Source organism: Streptomyces sp. NPDC058646, assembly GCF_042716875.1.
In the GTDB taxonomy this organism is placed as follows: domain Bacteria; phylum Actinomycetota; class Actinomycetes; order Streptomycetales; family Streptomycetaceae; genus Streptomyces.
In genome coordinates this window covers 248281-265986 of sequence record NZ_JBHXRK010000007.1, presented here as the reverse complement: position 1 = coordinate 265986, position 17706 = coordinate 248281, and the positions used below count along the sequence as shown (strand labels likewise).

At 73.9% G+C, this 17706-nt stretch carries 15 protein-coding genes and 1 pseudogene; 7 read left to right on the top strand and 9 right to left on the bottom strand.

Translation table 11 applies throughout. From position 1 onward, the window contains the following. The first annotated feature begins 352 nt into the window (after positions 1-352). The 4 genes from ACFWUZ_RS11755 (at position 353) to ACFWUZ_RS11740 (ending at position 4683) form a co-directional block, all read left to right on the top strand. Positions 353-1255, top strand: a complete 903-nt coding sequence (locus ACFWUZ_RS11755; protein ID WP_384370838.1) for an NTP transferase domain-containing protein — start codon at positions 353-355, stop codon at positions 1253-1255. Further along, the gene (locus tag ACFWUZ_RS11750) at positions 1252-2550 is read left to right on the top strand and encodes a molybdopterin molybdotransferase MoeA (RefSeq protein ID WP_384370836.1); all 1299 of its coding nucleotides are present in this window, start codon (positions 1252-1254) and stop codon (positions 2548-2550) included. Before ACFWUZ_RS11755 ends, ACFWUZ_RS11750 begins: the two co-directional genes overlap by 4 nt. Further along, on the top strand, positions 2538-3638 hold the full coding sequence (locus tag ACFWUZ_RS11745; RefSeq protein WP_384370834.1) for a potassium channel family protein: 1101 nt from the start codon (positions 2538-2540) through the stop codon (positions 3636-3638). The genes ACFWUZ_RS11750 and ACFWUZ_RS11745 overlap by 13 nt, the downstream gene beginning before the upstream one ends. A gap of 67 nt (positions 3639-3705) precedes the next feature. Then, the gene (locus ACFWUZ_RS11740) at positions 3706-4683 is read left to right on the top strand and encodes an NAD(P)H-quinone oxidoreductase (RefSeq protein WP_384370832.1); all 978 of its coding nucleotides are present in this window, start codon (positions 3706-3708) and stop codon (positions 4681-4683) included. 117 nt (positions 4684-4800) lie between these two features. On the opposite strand, the gene ACFWUZ_RS11735 is transcribed toward ACFWUZ_RS11740, so the two are convergent. Genes ACFWUZ_RS11735 through pdhA form a run of 3 tightly spaced genes read right to left on the bottom strand, consistent with a single transcriptional unit; the run spans position 4801 to position 8305 of the window. Then, the gene (locus ACFWUZ_RS11735) at positions 4801-6153 is read right to left on the bottom strand and encodes a dihydrolipoamide acetyltransferase family protein (RefSeq protein ID WP_384370830.1); all 1353 of its coding nucleotides are present in this window, start codon (positions 6151-6153) and stop codon (positions 4801-4803) included. Beyond that, positions 6153-7172: an alpha-ketoacid dehydrogenase subunit beta gene (locus ACFWUZ_RS11730; protein WP_384370828.1), complete on the bottom strand. Its 1020-nt coding sequence runs from the start codon at positions 7170-7172 to the stop codon at positions 6153-6155. The genes ACFWUZ_RS11735 and ACFWUZ_RS11730 overlap by 1 nt, the downstream gene beginning before the upstream one ends. Beyond that, positions 7169-8305, bottom strand: a complete 1137-nt coding sequence (gene pdhA, locus ACFWUZ_RS11725) for a pyruvate dehydrogenase (acetyl-transferring) E1 component subunit alpha (RefSeq protein WP_384370826.1) — start codon at positions 8303-8305, stop codon at positions 7169-7171. The genes ACFWUZ_RS11730 and pdhA overlap by 4 nt, the downstream gene beginning before the upstream one ends. A gap of 177 nt (positions 8306-8482) precedes the next feature. On the opposite strand from pdhA, the gene ACFWUZ_RS11720 reads away from it, so the two are divergent. Beyond that, entirely contained in the window at positions 8483-9109 is a 627-nt protein-coding gene (locus ACFWUZ_RS11720; RefSeq protein ID WP_384370824.1) for an Lrp/AsnC family transcriptional regulator, read from the top strand. 54 nt (positions 9110-9163) lie between these two features. Here the strand turns inward: ACFWUZ_RS11720 and ACFWUZ_RS11715 are convergent, their stop codons facing one another. Both ACFWUZ_RS11715 and ACFWUZ_RS11710 read right to left on the bottom strand, forming a co-directional pair. Further along, positions 9164-9751, bottom strand: coding sequence for a TetR/AcrR family transcriptional regulator (locus ACFWUZ_RS11715; RefSeq protein WP_384370822.1), 588 nt, complete (start codon positions 9749-9751; stop codon positions 9164-9166). After that, positions 9748-11268 (bottom strand): 3-hydroxyacyl-CoA dehydrogenase, encoded by a 1521-nt coding sequence (locus ACFWUZ_RS11710; RefSeq protein WP_384370820.1) that lies wholly within the window; start codon positions 11266-11268, stop codon positions 9748-9750. The genes ACFWUZ_RS11715 and ACFWUZ_RS11710 overlap by 4 nt, the downstream gene beginning before the upstream one ends. Before the next feature lie 166 nt (positions 11269-11434). Here ACFWUZ_RS11710 and paaN point away from each other — a divergent pair, with 166 nt between their 5' ends. Then, positions 11435-13117, top strand: coding sequence for a phenylacetic acid degradation protein PaaN (gene paaN / locus ACFWUZ_RS11705; protein WP_384370818.1), 1683 nt, complete (start codon positions 11435-11437; stop codon positions 13115-13117). A 15-nt stretch (positions 13118-13132) separates the two neighbouring features. Here paaN and ACFWUZ_RS11700 read toward each other — a convergent pair whose 3' ends face one another. Beyond that, positions 13133-13822 carry a MerR family transcriptional regulator gene (locus tag ACFWUZ_RS11700; RefSeq protein ID WP_384370816.1) on the bottom strand — a complete coding sequence of 230 codons (690 nt, stop codon included), beginning with the start codon at positions 13820-13822 and terminating at the stop codon, positions 13133-13135. A 102-nt stretch (positions 13823-13924) separates the two neighbouring features. Between ACFWUZ_RS11700 and ACFWUZ_RS11695 the strand changes: the two are divergent. Next, positions 13925-14872: pseudogene (locus tag ACFWUZ_RS11695) on the top strand (hypothetical protein); the annotation flags it as partial. Here the strand turns inward: ACFWUZ_RS11695 and ACFWUZ_RS11690 are convergent. The 3 genes from ACFWUZ_RS11690 to ACFWUZ_RS11680 form a co-directional block, all read right to left on the bottom strand. Beyond that, positions 14849-15607, bottom strand: a complete 759-nt coding sequence (locus ACFWUZ_RS11690) for a TrmH family RNA methyltransferase (protein WP_384370814.1) — start codon at positions 15605-15607, stop codon at positions 14849-14851. The pseudogene ACFWUZ_RS11695 and the gene ACFWUZ_RS11690 overlap by 24 nt on opposite strands. Positions 15608-15734: 127 nt before the next feature. Continuing rightward, positions 15735-16970, bottom strand: a complete 1236-nt coding sequence (locus tag ACFWUZ_RS11685) for an HTTM domain-containing protein (protein ID WP_384370812.1) — start codon at positions 16968-16970, stop codon at positions 15735-15737. Then, on the bottom strand, positions 16955-17641 hold the full coding sequence (locus tag ACFWUZ_RS11680) for a DUF5819 family protein (protein WP_384370810.1): 687 nt from the start codon (positions 17639-17641) through the stop codon (positions 16955-16957). The genes ACFWUZ_RS11685 and ACFWUZ_RS11680 overlap by 16 nt, the downstream gene beginning before the upstream one ends. Between the last annotated feature and the right edge of the window lie 65 nt (positions 17642-17706).

Here is a 17706-nt window from a genome sequence, read left to right as displayed (position 1 = left end):
TCCCGTGGGCTCGGAGATGTGAAACACAGACAGCCACGGCCCCGCCGAAGCCCGACCCAGCCCCGCCGGCGATTGAGGCGCGGGGTCCGGGGCGGAGCCCCGAAAGCCCCGGCGGAGCCCGGTCCAGCCCCGCGAAGCCCGACCCAACGCCCGCCCCGCCGAAGCCCGACCCGGCCCCGCCGAAGCCCGACCCAGCCCCGCCGGCGATTGAGGCGCGGGGTCCGGGGCGGAGCCCCGAAAGCCCCGGCGGAGCCCGGGGGGCGCCCCCGGGCGGCACCGCCCGCCCACCGCGGCCCAAGCCGCAGGCAAGTGGGGCTCCCCGCAGGGGACATGGCCCCGCATACTCAGGGGCATGACCTACGACGCCATCGTGCTGGCCGGAGGAGCCGCGCAGCGACTCGGCGGTGCGGACAAGCCCGGCCTGCTGGTCGGCGGCCGCCCCCTGCTCGACCGCGTCCTCGACGCCTGCGCGGACGCCCGCACCACGGTCGTCGTCGGCGGCCGGCGCCCCACCGTGCGCCCGGTGCACTGGACCCGCGAGGACCCGCCCGGCGGCGGCCCCCTCGCCGCCCTGGACGCCGGGCTGCGCCATACGACGTCCGAGCTGGTCCTCGTACTCTCCGCGGACCTGCCGTTCCTGGACCGGGCGACCGTACGGACCCTCCTGGACGCCACCGGCACCCCCACCGGCACCCCCGCCGGGCCGGCCGACGGCCCGGCGGACGGCGCCGTGCTGCGGGACGCCGACGGCCGCGACCAGCCCCTGGTCGCCGCCTACCGGGCCGAGCCCCTGCGCAGGGAGATCGCCCTGCTGGCCACCGAGCACGGCAGCCTCGGCGGGCTCCCCCTGCGGGCCCTCACCGCGGAACTGGGCCTGGCCAGGGTGACGGGCACTGCGCCACTCGCCTCGTTCGACTGCGACACCTGGGACGACGTGGCCACCGCCCGCGCCAGGATCAGGGAGCATGGAACCGTGTTGGACCAATGGATCACCGCAGTCAAGGCCGAGCTCGACATCGACCTCGCCGTCGACACCAAGACCCTGCTCGACCTGGCCCGTGACGCCGCCCACGGCGTCGCCCGGCCCGCCGCCCCCCTGACCACCTTCCTGGTCGGCTACGCGGCCGCCCACGCCGCGGCCACCGGCGCTGACCCCGCCGAAGCCGTCGCCGAAGCCTCCCGCAAGGCGGCCGACCTGGCGCTGCGCTGGGCGGCCGAGGCGGAGGCCGACGCCCGACAGAACGGCTCCGGATGACCCCCACCGACGCCGAGCACGCCCTGGACCAGGCCCTGGCCCTGGTCAGCCGCACGCCGGACGGCGGCGGCGCGGGCGGCGGCCCCCGCCCGCCCTCCCCTTGGCCACAGGCCCGTGAGACGGCCGCCCGGGCCGGGACGGGGGTCCGGGCACGTACCCACCGGGTACCCCTGGCCGACGCCCTCGGAGAGGTCCTGGCGGCCCCCCTGGAGGCCCTGACCGACCTGCCGTCCTTCGACACCTCCGCCATGGACGGCTGGGCGGTCGCCGGCCCGGGCCCCTGGAGCGTGCGCGGCGGCCGCGAAGCCCTCGCCGGATCCGCCCTGCCCGACCCCCTCGCCGACGGCGAGGCGGTACGGATCGCCACCGGCGCCCGGATCCCCGCCGACACCACCGCCGTGATCCGCAGCGAGCACTGCCACGTGTCGGGCACCCAGCTCTTCGCGGACCGGCCCGTCCTCACCGGCCAGGACATCCGCCCGCGCGGCCAGGAATGCCGCTCCGGCGACCTGATGCTGCCCGCCGGCTCCCTGGTCACCCCGGCCGTGCTCGGCCTCGCCGCGGCCGCCGGGTACGACGAGCTGAGCACCCGGCCCCGGCCCCGCGTGGAGATCGTGGTGCTCGGGGACGAACTGCTCACCGAAGGCCGCCCGCACGACGGGCTGATCCGGGACGCCCTGGGTCCCATGCTCGGCCCCTGGCTCACCCGCCTCGGTGCCGAGGTCATCGGCACGCGCCGGCTCGGCGACGACCAGGCCGGAGCCGACGCCCTGCTGGAGGCCGTCACCACCTCCGCCGCCGATGTCGTCATCACCACCGGCGGCACCGCCTCCGGCCCCGTCGACCACGTCCATCCCGTACTGGGCCGGGCGGGCGCCGAGCTGCTGGTCGACGGGGTGGCGGTGCGCCCGGGCCACCCGATGCTGCTGGCCCGCGTCGGCGACCGCCCGGACGGCCGGCTCGTCGTGGGCCTGCCGGGGAACCCCCTCGCCGCCGTCTCCGGGCTGCTGACGCTCGCCGATCCGCTGCTGCGCGCCCTCGCCGGACGCCGCCGGCGGCCCCGGTACACGGTGGCGGTCCAAGGTGACGTACCCGGCCATCCGCACGACACCCGGCTGGTGCCGGTGCTGCTGACCGACGAGCACGCGGTGCCGTTGCGCTACAACGGTCCCGCGATGCTCCGCGGCGTGGCGGCCGCCGACGCGCTGGCCGTCGTACCGCCGCACGGCGCACGGTCCGGGCAGGAGCTGGAGATCCTCGACCTGCCCTGGGCTTCGGGGGGATGTTTCACGTGAAACTTCACGGCCAGGACGCCATGGCGCGCGCCGCCGACGAGAAGCTCGTCTCCCGGCGCATCAAACTGCCCAAACGCGTCATCGAGAAGCCGCTGCGGCAGGTCAGCAAGCGACTGCTGATGGCCCTGTTCGTCCTGTGGCTGACGGTCATGATCGTCTGGCTGGACCGCAGCGGCTACCACGACAACGCCAACAACAAGGTCGACTTCCTCGACTGCGTCTACTACGCGACCGTGACGCTGTCGACGACGGGCTACGGCGACATCGTCCCGTACAGCGACACCGCGCGGCTGGTCAACGTCCTGCTGATCACCCCGCTGCGCGTGCTGTTCCTGATCATCCTGGTCGGCACCACCCTGGAAGTCCTCACGGAGCGGACGAGGGAAGAATGGCGGCTGAGCCGCTGGAGGAAGAACTTGCGTGAGCACACCGTCGTCGTCGGCTTCGGCACCAAGGGCCGCTCGGCCCTGCAGACGCTGCTGGCCACCGGGCTCTCCCGGGACCAGGTGGTGATCGTCGACCCGAGTTCCAAGGTGATCGACATCGCCAACTCGGAGGGCTTCACCGGAGTCGTGGGCGACGCCACCCGCTCCGACGTCCTGCTCCGCGCCGAGCTGCAGAAGGCCCGTCAGATCGTCATCGCCACCCAGCGGGACGACACCGCGGTCCTGGTCGCCCTGACGGCGCGCCAGCTCAACCGCGGGGCGAAGATCGTCGCCGCGGTCCGCGAGGAGGAGAACGCCCCGCTGCTGCGCCAGTCGGGCGCGGACGCGGTCATCACGAGCGCGAGCGCCGCGGGACGGCTGCTGGGCCTCTCGGTCCTCAGCCCGAGCGCGGGCACCGTGATGGAGGACCTGATCCAGCAGGGCAGCGGCCTCGACCTCATCGAGCGGCCCGTCACCAGGGCCGAGGTCGGCAAATCCGTGCGGGAGACCGGCGACCTGGTGGTCAGCGTGCTGCGCGGACACCGGCTGCTGCCGTACGACGATCCGCACGCGAGCCCGTTGCAGCTGACGGACCGGGTCATCAGCATCGTGCGGGCGGCTCCGCCGCATTCGCCGCCGGTCACCCTCGGCCCCTCCGAGTAGGGCGCACGCCGCGGGAGGCGTGCCGGTTGCTGTCTCCCGCGGGGCTGCTTCGCGTAGCCTCCGGGCCATGCATGCGATCACCATCGAGCAGCCCGGCGGCCCCGAGGCCCTCGTCTGGACCGACGTCCCCGACCCGGTCGCGGGCGAGGGCGAGGTCCTCGTCGAGGTCGCGGCGAGTGCCGTGAACCGCGCCGACCTCCTGCAGCGGCAGGGGTTCTACGATCCGCCTCCCGGCGCCTCGCGCCACCCCGGCCTGGAGTGTTCCGGCCGGATCTCCGCGATCGGCCCGGGGGTCGCGGGCTGGTCGGTGGGGGACGAGGTGTGCGCGCTGCTGGCCGGAGGCGGGTACGCGCAGAAGGTGGCGGTCCCCTCGGGCCAGCTGCTGCCGGTCCCGGCGGGCCTGGACCTGGTGACGGCGGCCGCGCTGCCGGAGGTCGTCGCGACGGTGTGGTCGAACGTGTTCATGGTGGCCGGGCTGCGGCCCGGCGAGACCCTGCTGGTCCACGGCGGGTCCAGCGGCATCGGCACGATGGCGATCCAGCTGGCGAAGGCCGTCGGCGCGCGGGTCGCCGTAACGGCGGGCGGCCCGGAGAAGCTGGCCCGCTGCAAGGAGCTGGGCGCCGACCTCCTGATCGACTACCGCGAGCAGGACTTCGTCGCGGAGCTGAAGGCCGCCACGGGCGGGGCCGGCGCGGACGTGATCCTGGACATCATGGGCGCCAAGTACCTCGCGCGGAACCTGGACGCCCTGGCCGTGAACGGCCGCCTCGCGGTGATCGGACTGCAGGGCGGGGTCAAGGCCGAACTGAACCTCGGCGCGCTCCTGGCCAAGCGGGCCGCGATCACCGCGACCTCGCTGCGGGCGCGGCCGCTGGAGGAGAAGGCGGCCATCATCGCGGCCGTACGGGAGCACGTGTGGCCCCTGGTGGAGGCGGGCCGGGTGCGCCCGGTGGTGCACGCCGCCTTCCCGATGGCGGAGGCGGCCGAGGCCCACCGGGTCCTGGAGTCCAGCAGCCACGTGGGCAAGCTGCTCCTCACCACCTGAGCGCCCCTCCGGCAGTCGGACAGCGCCCCGGCCGGAGCAGCCCGGGGGCACCGCGCCGGGGGGCGGGACGTGGCCGGTTCCGCTGCGCGGAACCCCTCGCCACGCCCCGCCGCGCGGCTACAGGCTGCGCAGCAGCACCGCCGGGGATTCGACGCAGTCGGCCACGTAGCGCAGGAAGCCGCCCGCCGTGCCCCCGTCGCACACCCGGTGGTCGAAGGTCAGCGACAGCTGGACGACCTTCCGGACCGCCAGCTCGCCGTCGTGCACCCACGGCTTGGGCACGATCCGCCCCACCCCGAGCATGGCCGCCTCCGGGTGGTTGATGATCGGGGTGGAGCCGTCGACCCCGAACACCCCGTAGTTGTTCAGCGTGAAGGTGCCGCCCGTCAGATCGGCCGGGGCCAGCTTCCCCGCCCGCGCCAGCTCGGTCAGCCGGGCGAACTCCGCCGACAGGGACTCGGGGTTGCGGTCCTGCGCGTCCCGGACCACCGGGACCATCAGGCCCCGCTCGGTCTGCGCGGCGAAGCCCAGGTGGACGGCCGGGAGCCGGACGATCTCGTTCGCCGCCAGGTCGACCGTGGAGTTGAGCTCCGGGTACCGGGCGAGCGCGGCCGTGCAGATCCGGGCCAGCAGGGCGAGCACCGAGATCTTGGGCCCGCCCACGGCGTTCATCGCGGCCCGGGCAGCCATCAGCTCGGTGGCGTCCGCGTCGACCCAGCAGGTGGCGTCCGGGATCTCCCGGCGGCTGCGCGACAGCTTGTCGGCGACCGCCCCGCGCAGGCCCTTGAGCGGGATCCGCTCGCCCTGCGCCGCCCCCTTCGCCGGCAGGGCCACCGCGGCGGCAGGGGCGGCCTCGGGCGCGTGCAGCGCGGCCAGCGCCGCCTCGACGTCCGCCCGCAGGATCAGCCCGTCGGGGCCGGAGCCGGTGAGCGCGCGCAGGTCGACCCCGCCGTCCCTGGCCAGCTTGCGCACCAGCGGCGAGATCACCGGCACCGGCCCGGCGGGGGCCGCCGCAGCCACGGGGACCGCCGCAGCTGCGGGGGCCGCCGGAGCCGCCGGAGCGGCGACGACGGGCGCCGACACCGCGGCGGTGACGGGTCGCACCCGTCGCCGACGCGCCGGGCGCGAGTGGTCCTCGCCGTAACCGATCAGGGGCCGGGGCCGGTTGCCGGCGCCCTCGGCCTCCGCCGCCTGCGCGGCCGGAGCCCCGGCGGGAAGCGACGACGCCCCCACCGCCACGGTGATCAGCGGTGCTCCGACGGGCAGTTCCGTGCCCTCCTCCCCGAACCGGGCGGTGACGACACCGCCGTAGGGGCACGGCACCTCCACCATCGCCTTGGCCGTCTCGACCTCGACGACCGGCTGGTCGACGGCGACGACATCGCCGACCGCCACCAGCCAGCGCACGATCTCGGCCTCCGTCAGGCCCTCGCCGAGATCCGGCAGCTTGAACTCCATGACCTGCGGCATCAGTTCTCCCACTGCAGGCGGGCGACGGCGTCCAGGATCCGGTCCACGCCCGGCAGGTGGTGCTTCTCCAGCATCGGCGGCGGGTACGGGATGTCGAAGCCCGTCACCCGCAGCACCGGCGCCTCCAGATGGTGGAAGCACCGCTCCGTGACGCGGGCGGCGATCTCCGCGCCCGGCCCGCCGAAGCCGCCGGCCTCGTGGACCACCACCGCGCGCCCGGTGCGGCGTACGGAGGCGACGACCGTCTCCTCGTCGAAGGGGACCAGCGAGCGCAGATCCACGACCTCGAGGTCCCAGCCCTCGTCGCGCGCCGCTTCGGCCGCCTCCAGGCACACCGGCAGCGAAGGACCGTAGGTGATCAGCGTCGCGCTCGTGCCCGCGCGCCGCACCAGTGCCTTGCCGATGCCCGGGACCGCCGCGGGCGCCTCGGGCGACCAGTCGGCCTTCGACCAGTACAGCCGCTTGGGCTCCAGGAAGACCACCGGGTCGTCGCTGGCGATCGAGGCGCGCAGCAGACCGTACGCGTCCTCGACCGTCGCCGGAGTGACCACGGTCAGGCCGGGAGTCGCCACGTAGTACGCCTCGGACGAGTCGCAGTGGTGCTCCACGCCGCCGATCCCGCCGCCGTACGGCACGCGGATCGTGATCGGCAGCGGCATCGCGCCGCGCGTCCGGTTGCGCATCTTCGCCACGTGCGAGATCAGCTGCTCGAAGGCCGGGTAGGCGAAGGCGTCGAACTGCATCTCGACCACCGGGCGCAGCCCGTACATGGCCATGCCCACCGCGGCGCCCAGGATCCCGGCCTCCGCGAGCGGCGTGTCCGTACAGCGCTCCTCGCCGAATTCCTTGGCGAGGCCGTCCGTGATCCGGAAGACTCCGCCCAGCGTGCCGACGTCCTCGCCCATCACGTGGACGGTCGGGTCCTCGGCCATCGCGTCGCGCATCGCCCGGGTCAGGGCCTGCGCCATCGTCGCGGGCTTGACGCCCGGCTTCGCGGTCTTCGCCGCCACCGTGGTCATGCCTGCTCCTCCGCGTCCAGCTCGGCGCGCAGCTGTGCCGCCTGCTCGCGCAGCTGTTCCGTCTGCTCCGCGTAGACGTGGGCGAAGAGGTCCATCGGGTCCAGCACCGGCTCCGCGTTCATCGCCTCGCGCAGCGATGCGGCCATCGTCTCGGCGGCGTCGCGCGCCTCCTGGATGCCCGCCTCGTCGAGGATCCCGCGCGCGGTCAGTTCGCGCTCCAGCAGTTCCACCGGGTCGTGCGCCTTCCATGCCTCGACTTCGGCGTCGCCGCGGTAGCGGGTCGCGTCGTCGGCGTTCGTGTGGGCCTCCATCCGGTAGGTGACGGCCTCGATCAGGGTCGGGCCACCGCCCGCCCGGGCGCGCCGGACCGCCTCGGACAGCACTTCGTGGACGGCGGCGATGTCGTTGCCGTCGACCAGCCGGCCGGGCATCCCGTAGCCGACGGCCTTGTGGGCGAGCGTCGGGGCAGCGGTCTGCTTGGCGAGCGGGACGGATATCGCGAAGCCGTTGTTCTGCACCAGGAAGACCACCGGGGCCTGCCAGACGGCGGCGAAGTTGAGCGCCTCGTGGAAGTCGCCCTCGCTGGTGCCGCCGTCGCCGACCATGGCGAGGGCGACGACCTCGTCGCCGCGCAGCCGGGCCGCGTGCGCCAGGCCCACCGCGTGCGGCAGCTGGGTGGCGAGCGGGGTGCACAGGGGGGCGATCCGGTGCTCGCGCGGGTCGTAGCCGGTGTGCCAGTCGCCGCGCAGCAGGGTCAGCGCCTGTACGGGGTCCAGTCCGCGCGCCACGGCCGCCAGGGTGTCGCGGTAGCTCGGGAAGAGCCAGTCCTGCTCCTCCAGCACCAGCGCGGCGGCGATCTCGCAGGCCTCCTGGCCCACGGTCGACGGGTAGACGGCGAGCCGCCCCTGCCGGGTCAGCGCGGTGGCCTGCGCGTTGTAGCGGCGGCCGCGCACCAGCTCGGCGTAGCAGCGGCGCATCAGCGCGGGGTCGAGCCGGCCGGCCGCCTCGGTGCCCAGTACCCGGTAGGGCTCGGGGTCCGGGAGCAGCGGGGCGGCGTCCGTACGGGGCCTCCAGGCGGGCGGCGGGGTCGGACGGTGGGACGCACCGGCACCGGGCAGCTCTTGGACCGTCATGGCGGCGTACACCTCCTTTTGGGAAGCGGGCAGGAGCGCCCCGGGTGTGAGGCGCCTCACCAACCGATTGTTCGGTTGTCTGCGCAATTTGGCTACAGGCGACTCCAGGCTGTGGACAAAGTGGCGCCGGGGCCATGGGATGGATGCAGGACGTCCAGGAGAGGGAGGCATCGGGCAATGCCGGATGAACAAATGGCCGCGGCAGGTTCCGTCCCCGTACCGCCGGGGAGCGGCCCCGGGTTCCCGCCGGGCACACCGGTCGCGCCGGGCGCACCGGTCCCGCCGGCGCCCCAGACTCCGCAGGCCCCGCCCGTCCCTCCGGTCCCGCCGCGTGCCCTGGACCCGATCGACCGGTCCATCGTGCGGCTGCTGCAGGCGGACGGCCGCGCGTCGATACGCTCGGTGGCCGAGCAGGTGCACGTGTCGCGGGCGAACGCCTACGCCCGCATCAACCGGCTGATCGACGACGGGGTGATCCGCGGGTTCACGGCCCGCGTCAACCACGAACGCGCAGGTCAGGGCGCCTCCGCCTACATCACCTTGAAGATCGTCCAGAACTCATGGCGGACGGTGCGCGAACAGCTCCGCGAGCTGCCGGGCGCGGCGCACATCGCGCTGGTCAGCGGGGACTTCGACGTCCTGCTGCTCGTCCACACCCCGGACAACCGCACCCTGCGGGAACTGGTCCTGACCCGCCTCCAGTCCATCCCGGAGGTCCTCTCCACGCGCACCCTGCTGGTCTTCGAGGAGACGGACCTCCTGGACCCCGGCCCGGCCGGCGGGCCGGCGCTCACGGAGGAGTAGGCCCGAGAGAGTCCGCCGTGACTGGGCCGAACGGGTGACCGGGGGGCCGTCGGCCTACGGGGTCGTGCGCAGCCCGTCGAAGGCCATGTGGACGACCGCGTCGGCCAGCTGGCCGGGGGTGGTCCCCGGGTGCGGGCGGTACCACTCGACCAGCGAGTTCACCATGCCGAAGAGCAGGCGGGTGGCGAGCCGGATGTCCACGTCGGCCCGGAGGTCCCCGTCGGCCGCGGCGGCCTTGAGCAGGTCGGCGACCTGGTGGTCGAACTCGCGGCGGCGTTCCAGCGCCCAGCGCTCGGTCCGGGTGTTGCCCCGTACGCGCAGCAGCAGGGTGACGTACGGCAGCTCGGCGACCAGCACCTCGACGGTCCGCCGGGTGACGTACTCGACGCGCTCGACCGCCCGGCCCCGTACCGCTCCGGGCTCCTCCAGGACCGCGAAGAGACCGTCGAGGGCGCGGCTGACCGCCCGGCGCAGCAGCTCCTCCTTGCCGGTGACGTGGTGGTAGATCGAGGACTTGGAGATGCCCGCGGCCTTGGAGAGGTGCTCCATGGAGGTGCCGTCGTAGCCGCGCTCGTTGAAGACCTGGACCGCCACGGTCAGCAGCGTCTCCGGGGTGTAGGTGTCCCGCTTGACCGTGGTCATCCCGTCTCCTCCGACCCGTCCTCGTCGCCGCCCGCGTAGCCGAGCCGGAACAGCGCCAGCGAGGGCGCGTACCGGCCGCCGGGACAGCGCTCGTCGAGGTGGTGCAGCAGGTCGTACGCCCAGTCCCGGCCGAGGCGTTCGTGCCATTCGGACGGTCCGAGCGGGTAGTTGACGCCGAGCCGCATCGCCGTGTCGATGTCCTCGGCGCCGGCCGCTCCGCGGGCGACGGCGTCGGCGGTGAGGTCGATCAGCATCGCGACCGTCCGGGCGACGATCATGCCGGGGACGTCGCCGATGACGGAGACCTTCTTGCCGAGCTTCTGGAAGAGGCCGACGGCCTCGGCGAGGGTGCGCTCGCTCGTGTCCTCACTGGCGGACAGGGCGATCCGGGTGGCTCCGCGGTAGTCGAGCGCGAGGTCGAAGTAGACGACGTCAGCGAACTCGACGGAGGTCTTGCCGTCGGCCAGGACCAGCTGGCCCTCGCCGGGCAGCTGGATGTACGGGCCACCGTGCTCGGTGGCCGTGACCGCGATCCCTGCCTCCTCCAGCAGGTCGGCGAGGACGGCCGCCGGGCCGAGGTCGCCCACGACGGTGACCTCGGCCGGGGCCTCCTGCGGGCCGGCGGTGTGCGGTTCCGGCAGGACGGCGCCCGGTCCGTACGGGAACCAGCCGTGCCCCGACTTGCGGCCCAGCCGGCCCGACTGCACCAGCCGCCGCTGCGCGAGGGAGGGAGTGAACTTGGGGCTGCGGTGGAAGGACTCCCACACGGAGCGGGTGACCGCTTCGTTGACGTCCTGCCCGATCAGGTCGGTCAGCGCGAAGGGGCCCATCTTGAAGCCGCCGCACTCGCGGAGCACGGCGTCGATGGTGGCCGGGTCGGCGCCCTGCTCCTCGTAGACCGCGAAGGCTTCCGCGTAGAAGGGGCGGGCGATCCGGTTGACGATGAAGCCCGGGGTGTCGGCGCAGCGGACCGGCGTCTTCCCCCAGCCCAGGACGGTGCGGTACGCGCGCTCGGCGGCGGCCGGGTCGGTCGCGAAACCGCTGACCACCTCGACGAGGGGGAGCAGGGGGGCCGGGTTGAAGAAGTGCAGGCCCAGGAAGCGGCCGGGGTGCGCGAGGCCGGCGGCGAGCTCGGTGACGGAGAGGGAGGAGGTGTTGGTGGCCAGCAGCGCGTCCGGCGCGACCACCTCTTCCAGTGCGGCGAAGAGCGCCTGCTTGACGTCGGCGTTCTCGACGACCGCCTCGATGACGAGGGCGGCCCCGGCGAGGTCCGCGAGGGTGCCCGCCGCCCGGATCCGGTCGATGGCGTCCTCGGCCTCGGTCCGGTCCAGACGGCCCTTCGCGGCCATCCGCTCGACGCGGTCCTGGACGAAGCCGACGCCGTCCACGGCGAGGGCGGCGTCGATGTCGTAGATCAGCACCTGGTGACCTGCGAGGAGGGCGACCTGGGCGATGCCCTGTCCCATGGTGCCCGCTCCGACGACCGCCACAGTGCGGGACCGCTCGATTGCTGTCATGACCCGATCCTCCCGCACCGACTTGTCCACAGGTCTGCCGGGCCCACTTGTCCCGACCGATCGTTCGGTTACTCTAACTCCAGTCTGCTCTTTCGCGCCCTGCCTTGCCTGAACCGCCTGCCGATCCCGCGCGATCCCGCCCGGCTCAACGAGGAGTTGGTCCCTGATGCCCGCCGAGCTCACCGTCCCCCAGCTGTCCGCCAAGCACCGGCCCACCCTGGACCAGGCGCTGTCGGCGATCCGCAGCCGCGCCTACTGGTCCCCGCACCCCGAGCACCCGAAGGCGTACGGCGAGACCGCCCCGGCCGACGGGCTCGCAGCCTTCGAGGCCCTCCGCGGCACCCGGCTGGACCTGGGGCAGCCGGGCACGGACGGCTGGACCGGCGGCGAGGTGTCCCCGTACGGCCCGGAGCTGGGCGTGGAGTACCCGCACGCCGATCCGGAGGTGCTGCTGCCCGCCATGAAGGCCGGCATCGCCGCCTGGCGCGACGCGGGTCCCGAGACCCGGGCGCTGGTCTCCATCGAGATCCTGTCCCGCATCTCCGCCCGCACCCACGAGTTCGCGCACGCGGTCATGCACACCAGCGGCCAGGCCTTCATGATGGCGTTCCAGGCGGGCGGCCCGCACGCCCAGGACCGCGGCCTGGAGGCGGTGGCCTACGCGTACGAGGAGCAGACCCGGGTCCCCGGCCGGGCCGACTGGTCGAAGCCGCAGGGCAAGAGGGACCCGCTGGAGCTCGGCAAGACCTTCACGGCGGTCCCGCGCGGCATCGCGCTCATGATCGGCTGCAACACCTTCCCCACCTGGAACGGCTACCCGGGCCTGTTCGCCTCCCTCGCCACCGGCAACGCGGTGCTGGTCAAGCCGCACCCGCGGGCCGTGCTCCCGCTCGCACTGACCGTGCAGGTGGCCCGGGAGGTCCTCGCCGAGGCCGGCTTCGACCCGAACCTGGTCGCACTCGCGGTCGAGCGCCCGGGCGAGGGCATCGCCAAGGCCCTGGCCGTCCGGCCCGAGATCAAGCTGATCGACTACACCGGGTCCACGGAGTTCGGCGACTGGCTCGAGGCCAACGCCCGCCAGGCGCAGGTCTACACGGAGAAGGCGGGCGTCAACACCGTCGTCATCGACTCGACCTCCGACTACAAGGGGATGCTGTCCAACCTGGCCTTCTCCCTTTCGCTCTACAGCGGTCAGATGTGCACCACCCCGCAGAACCTGCTGATCCCGCGCGACGGCATCGACACGGACGCCGGCCGCAAGACGTACGACGAGGTCGTCGCCGACCTCGCGGCCTCGGTCGGCGGCCTGCTCGGCGACGACGCCCGGGCCAATGCCCTGCTGGGTGCGCTGGTCAACCCCGACGTCAAGTCCCGGCTGGAGGCGGCGGCCGCCCTGGGTGAGGTCGCGCTGCCCTCCCGCGAGGTCGTCAACCCGGACTTCCCCGACGCGGTGGTCCGTACCCCCGTGATGGTGAAGCTGGACGCCGCCAAGCCCGACCCGGAGGCGGCGTACCTCTCGGAGTGCTTCGGCCCGGTCTCCTTCGCGGTGGCGGTGGACTCGACGGCGGACGCCCTCGACCTGCTGCGCCGCACGGTGCGGGAGAAGGGCGCCATGACGGTCGGCGCGTACACGACCTCCGCGGACACCGAGCGGGCGATCGAGGAGGTCTGCCTGGAGGAGTCCGCGCAGCTCTCCCTGAACCTGACCGGAGGGGTGTACGTCAACCAGACCGCGGCCTTCTCCGACTTCCACGGTTCGGGCGGCAACCCGGCGGCGAACGCGGCCCTGTGCGACGGCGCGTTCGTCTCGAACCGCTTCCGCGTGGTGGAGGTCCGCCGCCAGGCCTGAGGGCCCGTCCGCTGATCAGGCCTTGGACGCCTCTTCCCCGAAGGTGCGGGCGGAGGCGTCCACCTGGGCCATCCGGCGCAGCGCGGCGAAGACCGCGTCGCCCAGCACCGTACCGACGACCACCGCCTCGACGAGATCCTCACGGGCCACCCGGCGGGCGGTGTAGTCGAGGTCCGCACGGCCCACCCGCTCGGCCGCCTCCGCGTAGTCGTCGAGCACGTCCACGAAGCCGCCGTGCCCCACCCGCGCGAGCGAGGCGAGCGCCGACACCAGCGCCTCGACGGCCTTGCCGCCGCGATCGACGCGCCAGCCGCGCTCCTCGATCAGCCGCGTCACCCGCTCCCGGGCCAGCACGGTCTCCGCGTCCGCCGCACCGCCCCCGCCGTCGCTGTCGCCGTCGCCCCCGCCGTCGCCGCGACCGTTGCCGAAAGCGGGCACCAGGCGCTGGGCCGTCGCGCCCAGCAGCTTGTGCACCGGCCGCTCCTTGTCGTCGATGGCCGCCAGCACCTCGCCGATGGCCGCCACCGGCAGTCCGCCGACCTCCAGCAGCGCGCGGACCAGCCGCAGCCTGCGCTCGTGCAGGTCCCCGTAGCTGGCCTGGTTGGGACTCGTCAGCTCGCCCGGCGGGAGCAGCCCCTCCCGGACGTAGTACTTGATCGTCGGTACCGGCACCCCGGTCCGCCGGCTCAGCTCTCCGATGCGCACGTGCGTTCACCCTTTTTCTGCTTGCCCTGTCCCTCCCCATCATAGATAGTGGCACTATCAGATAGTGGCGAGTGCCACTATCCATTCATGACGGGGGTATGAATGATGCTGTCCTCCTGGCGTACCTGGCACCGCCCACTGGTGGTGTTCGCCCTGGTGATGGCCGTCTGGGCACTGGGTTCGGCCGTCGGGCTGCTGGTCGACGACCGCGTGCTGACGGGAGCACCGATCTGGGCCAAGCCGCTGAAGTTCTCGGTCTCGTTCGTCGCCTACTGCCTCAGCCTGGCCTGGATGATCTCGCTGCTGGGCGAGGCGCGGCCGCGGCTGCGCCGGACCGCCTGGTGGGCCGGCACGGTCGTGGTCGCCGCGAGCGCCGGGGAGATGCTGCTGATCACCCTTCAGGTGGTCCGCGGCGTGCGCAGCCACTTCAACCACGCGACGGCCTTCGACGCCCGGGTCTACGACCTCATGGCCGACACCGTGGTCGTGCTCTGGCTCGGCACCCTGGTCGTCGCCGTGCTGCTCTGGCGGGCCAGGACGGCCGACCGGGCCGCGGCCTGGTCGATCCGGATCGCCACGGTCCTCGCGCTGATCGGCGCCGCCCTCGCCGCCCTGATGACGGTGCCCACCGCCGAGCAGCGGCGGCTCGACGCCGCCGGACCGGAGGTGGTGGAGAACGGCGCACACAGCGTGGGCGTGCCCGACGGAGGCCCCGGAATGCTCCTCACCGGCTGGTCCACCACGGGCGGCGACCTGCGCATCCCCCACTTCTTCGGCATGCACGCCCTTCAGCTGATCCCGCTGCTCGTGCTCGTCCTCGCCGCCCTCGCCCCGCGCTTCTCCCGGCTGCGCGACGAGCGGGTGCGGGTCCGGCTGGTCCTCGTGGGCGGTGCGGCGTACGCGGCGGTGCTCGCCCTGCTGACCTGGCAGGCCCTGCGGGGCCAGCCGCTGATCCGCCCGGACGGTGCCACGCTGGGCGCGGCGGCCGCGATCCTGCTCACGGCCGGACTCGGTACGGTCGCCGCGCTACGGGGCGGCCGGGCCGCCCCAGTGGAAGAGGGTCATGGCCACGCTGGTGGCGAGGTTGTAGCTGGACACCTGCGGCCGCATGGGCAGGGCGACGAGGTGGTCCGCCCGGCCACGCAGCTCCGGTGAGATGCCGTGGCGTTCCGAGCCGAAGGCGAGCAGGGCGTCGTCCGGGAGGGTGAGGGAGCGGATGTCCTCGCCCTCCGGGTCGAGCGCGTAGAGCGGCCCCGCCGGCAGCTCGTCCAGTGCGAGGCGTTCGACGGTGGTGGCGTAGTGCAGCCCGGCCCCGGCCCGGACCACGTTCGGATGCCAGGGGTCGAGGTCGCCGCGGGTCACCACACCGGTGGCGCCGAAGCCGGCGGCGAGGCGGACCACGGCGCCGACGTTGCCGAGGTTGCGGGGGTTGTCGAGCACCACGACGGGTGCGAGCCGCGGCTGCCGCAGCAGGCTCGCCCGGCGGACGGCGGGGTCGGGGCGCACGGCCAGCGCCGCGACCCCGGTGGGGTGCACGCGGGGCAGCAGCCCCTTCAGCGGCGCCGCCCGCACCAGCCGGGCCACGTCGGCCTCGACATCCGGAGCCAGCTCGGCGGCGAGCACCCGTACGGCGCCGGGGTCCTCCGCGACGGCCATCCGTACCTCGGCCCCGAAGCGAAGGGCGTGCTTGAGCGCGTGGAACCCGTCCAGCAGGACCACATCCTCCCGCCCGGCGTCCTCCCGCCACTGCCGCACCGTCTCGTCCGCACTTCCCCACTCACCCATACCCCCGACCCTAGGCCGTCCCCCCGCCCCCACCGGTCCGGCCCCGCCCGCCCGGCGGCCCCGCCGGCCCGCATCCAGCCCGGTAGCCGCCGACCGGCCCCGCCCCGCAACGGCGCCTCGGGTCACCTCAGGACCCGACCCCGCTCCGCTCCGCAGCGGCGGCGGCGGGCAGGGGCTCGGCGTCCACGGCTCCCGGCGGGACGGCCGCCTCCGCGGGTGCCCGCGACGGGCCGGCCCCGGCCGCCGCCCGCCCGGGCCTCAGCGCGCCGGCCCGCACCCCCAGCCAGACCAGGAACACCGTCGGCAGGAACACCGCGTCAGCGGCGATCATCGCCAACGAGAAGAACGGCAGGCCCAGCAGCACCGCGATCCCCACGTGCTCCAGCATCATCACGGCCAGCAGCACGTTCTTGATCCGCCGGTTGATCAGGGTGAACGGGAACGCCACCTGAACCGCCACCGTCCCGTAGGACAGCAGCATCACCAGCGTCCCGCTGCTCGCCAGCATCTGCGACAGCCCCGGCCACGGCGTGAAGTAGTCCAGCCCCAGCGGGTAGTACAGGGCCGTCCCGTCCTGCCACCGCGACCCCTGGATCTTGTACCAGCCCGCGGTGGCGTAGATCAGGCACACCTCCGCCATGATCACCAGCATCCCCGCGTTGTGCAGCAGGTTCGCCAGGACGTCCAGCACCGCCCGGCCCTCCCCCTCCGGGTCGTACCGGTCGGCCGTCCACCACAGCCCGGCGACCACCCACAGCGCCGCGAAGGCCGCCAGCCAGCCGAGACCGAACCGTCCGGTCACCGCGCCGTACGCGAGCACCGCACCCAGCAGCGCCCACAGCACGGGACCGCCCGGCCCGGCCGTCGCCGCACCGCGCGTCCGGACCCGGCGTGCGTCCAGCGACCACACCTGTGCGCACCGGGTCAGCACCAGGTAGATCGCCATCAGGTGGATGACGTTGTCCCCGCCGTCGCCCATGAACACGCTGCGGTTCTGGAGCGACAGCACCCCGACCATGAACACCACGGACACCGCCCGGGTGCGCCAGCCGAGCAGCAGCGCCACGCTCGCCAGCACGGACAGGGCGTAGACGGTCTCGAACCACAGGGTGGAGTCGGACCACATCAGGACGGTGAAGGCGTGGTTGGAGGCGATCAGCCGTTCCGCCAGCTCCCAGCTCCACGGCCCGTCCGGGCCGTACAGCTCACTGCGGTGGGGGAACTCCCGCAGCAGGAAGAACAGCCAGGTCCCGGCGAAGCCGATGCGGATCACGGCGCTCTGGTACGGGCCCAGCGCCCGCCCCGTGACCTGTGCGAGCGCCCGCCCGGCGGCCCGGCGCACGCGGATCAGACCGTCCACCACGGCAGCTCCCGGTAGTAGGTCCGGGTGTCGGTCGTCTCGTCGCTCCAGCTGGGCGCGGCCACCGCCGTCGTCGCCGAGCGCAACTGCACCCGCAGCAGGTGGCCGCCCCGGTGGACGGGGGCGAGCCGGTCGACCGCGATCCGCCGCAGGTACTCCTCGGACAGTGCGCCGCGCTCGCCGTTCGGGGTGTTGTCCTCGTCGTGGGAGCCGGTGAAGAAGTCCCAGGCACGGCGCAGCTCGTTCTGCTCCGTGTGGCTGGGCAGGAGGCTGTGGCGGATGGCCGCGCCGTCCTCGGCGGACAGGTCGCGCCAGTCGGTGGTGACCAGCTCCCCCTCGGCGGTGCGCACCTGCGCGCGCACTTCCACCGCGATGTTCTGCTGGAGCGGGTTGGGGGCGAAGAGCTTCCAGTTCTGTTCGAATTCGGGGTAGATCCACGCGTCCACGGTCCGCGCGTGCTGCTTGCTGACCGTGTTGGACGGGGCCACGTGGAGGAAGACGAACGCCAGGTGGGTGCCGGCGGCGACGGCCACCGCCCCCAGTGCCAGCGCGGCCAGGATCCGGTAGGGAGTGCACAGCCCGGCGATCCCGGGCACTCGCGGCGGCGGTGGAGCGGCTCGTTCCGCGGTCTTCTCCGCGCCCCCTCCCACGGCCTCGTGCTCGTTCGAATCCATCCCGCCCCGATCGTCCGGCGTCCACAGGGTTGACCACAGAGGTTGACACCCTACGGGCCGCCGTC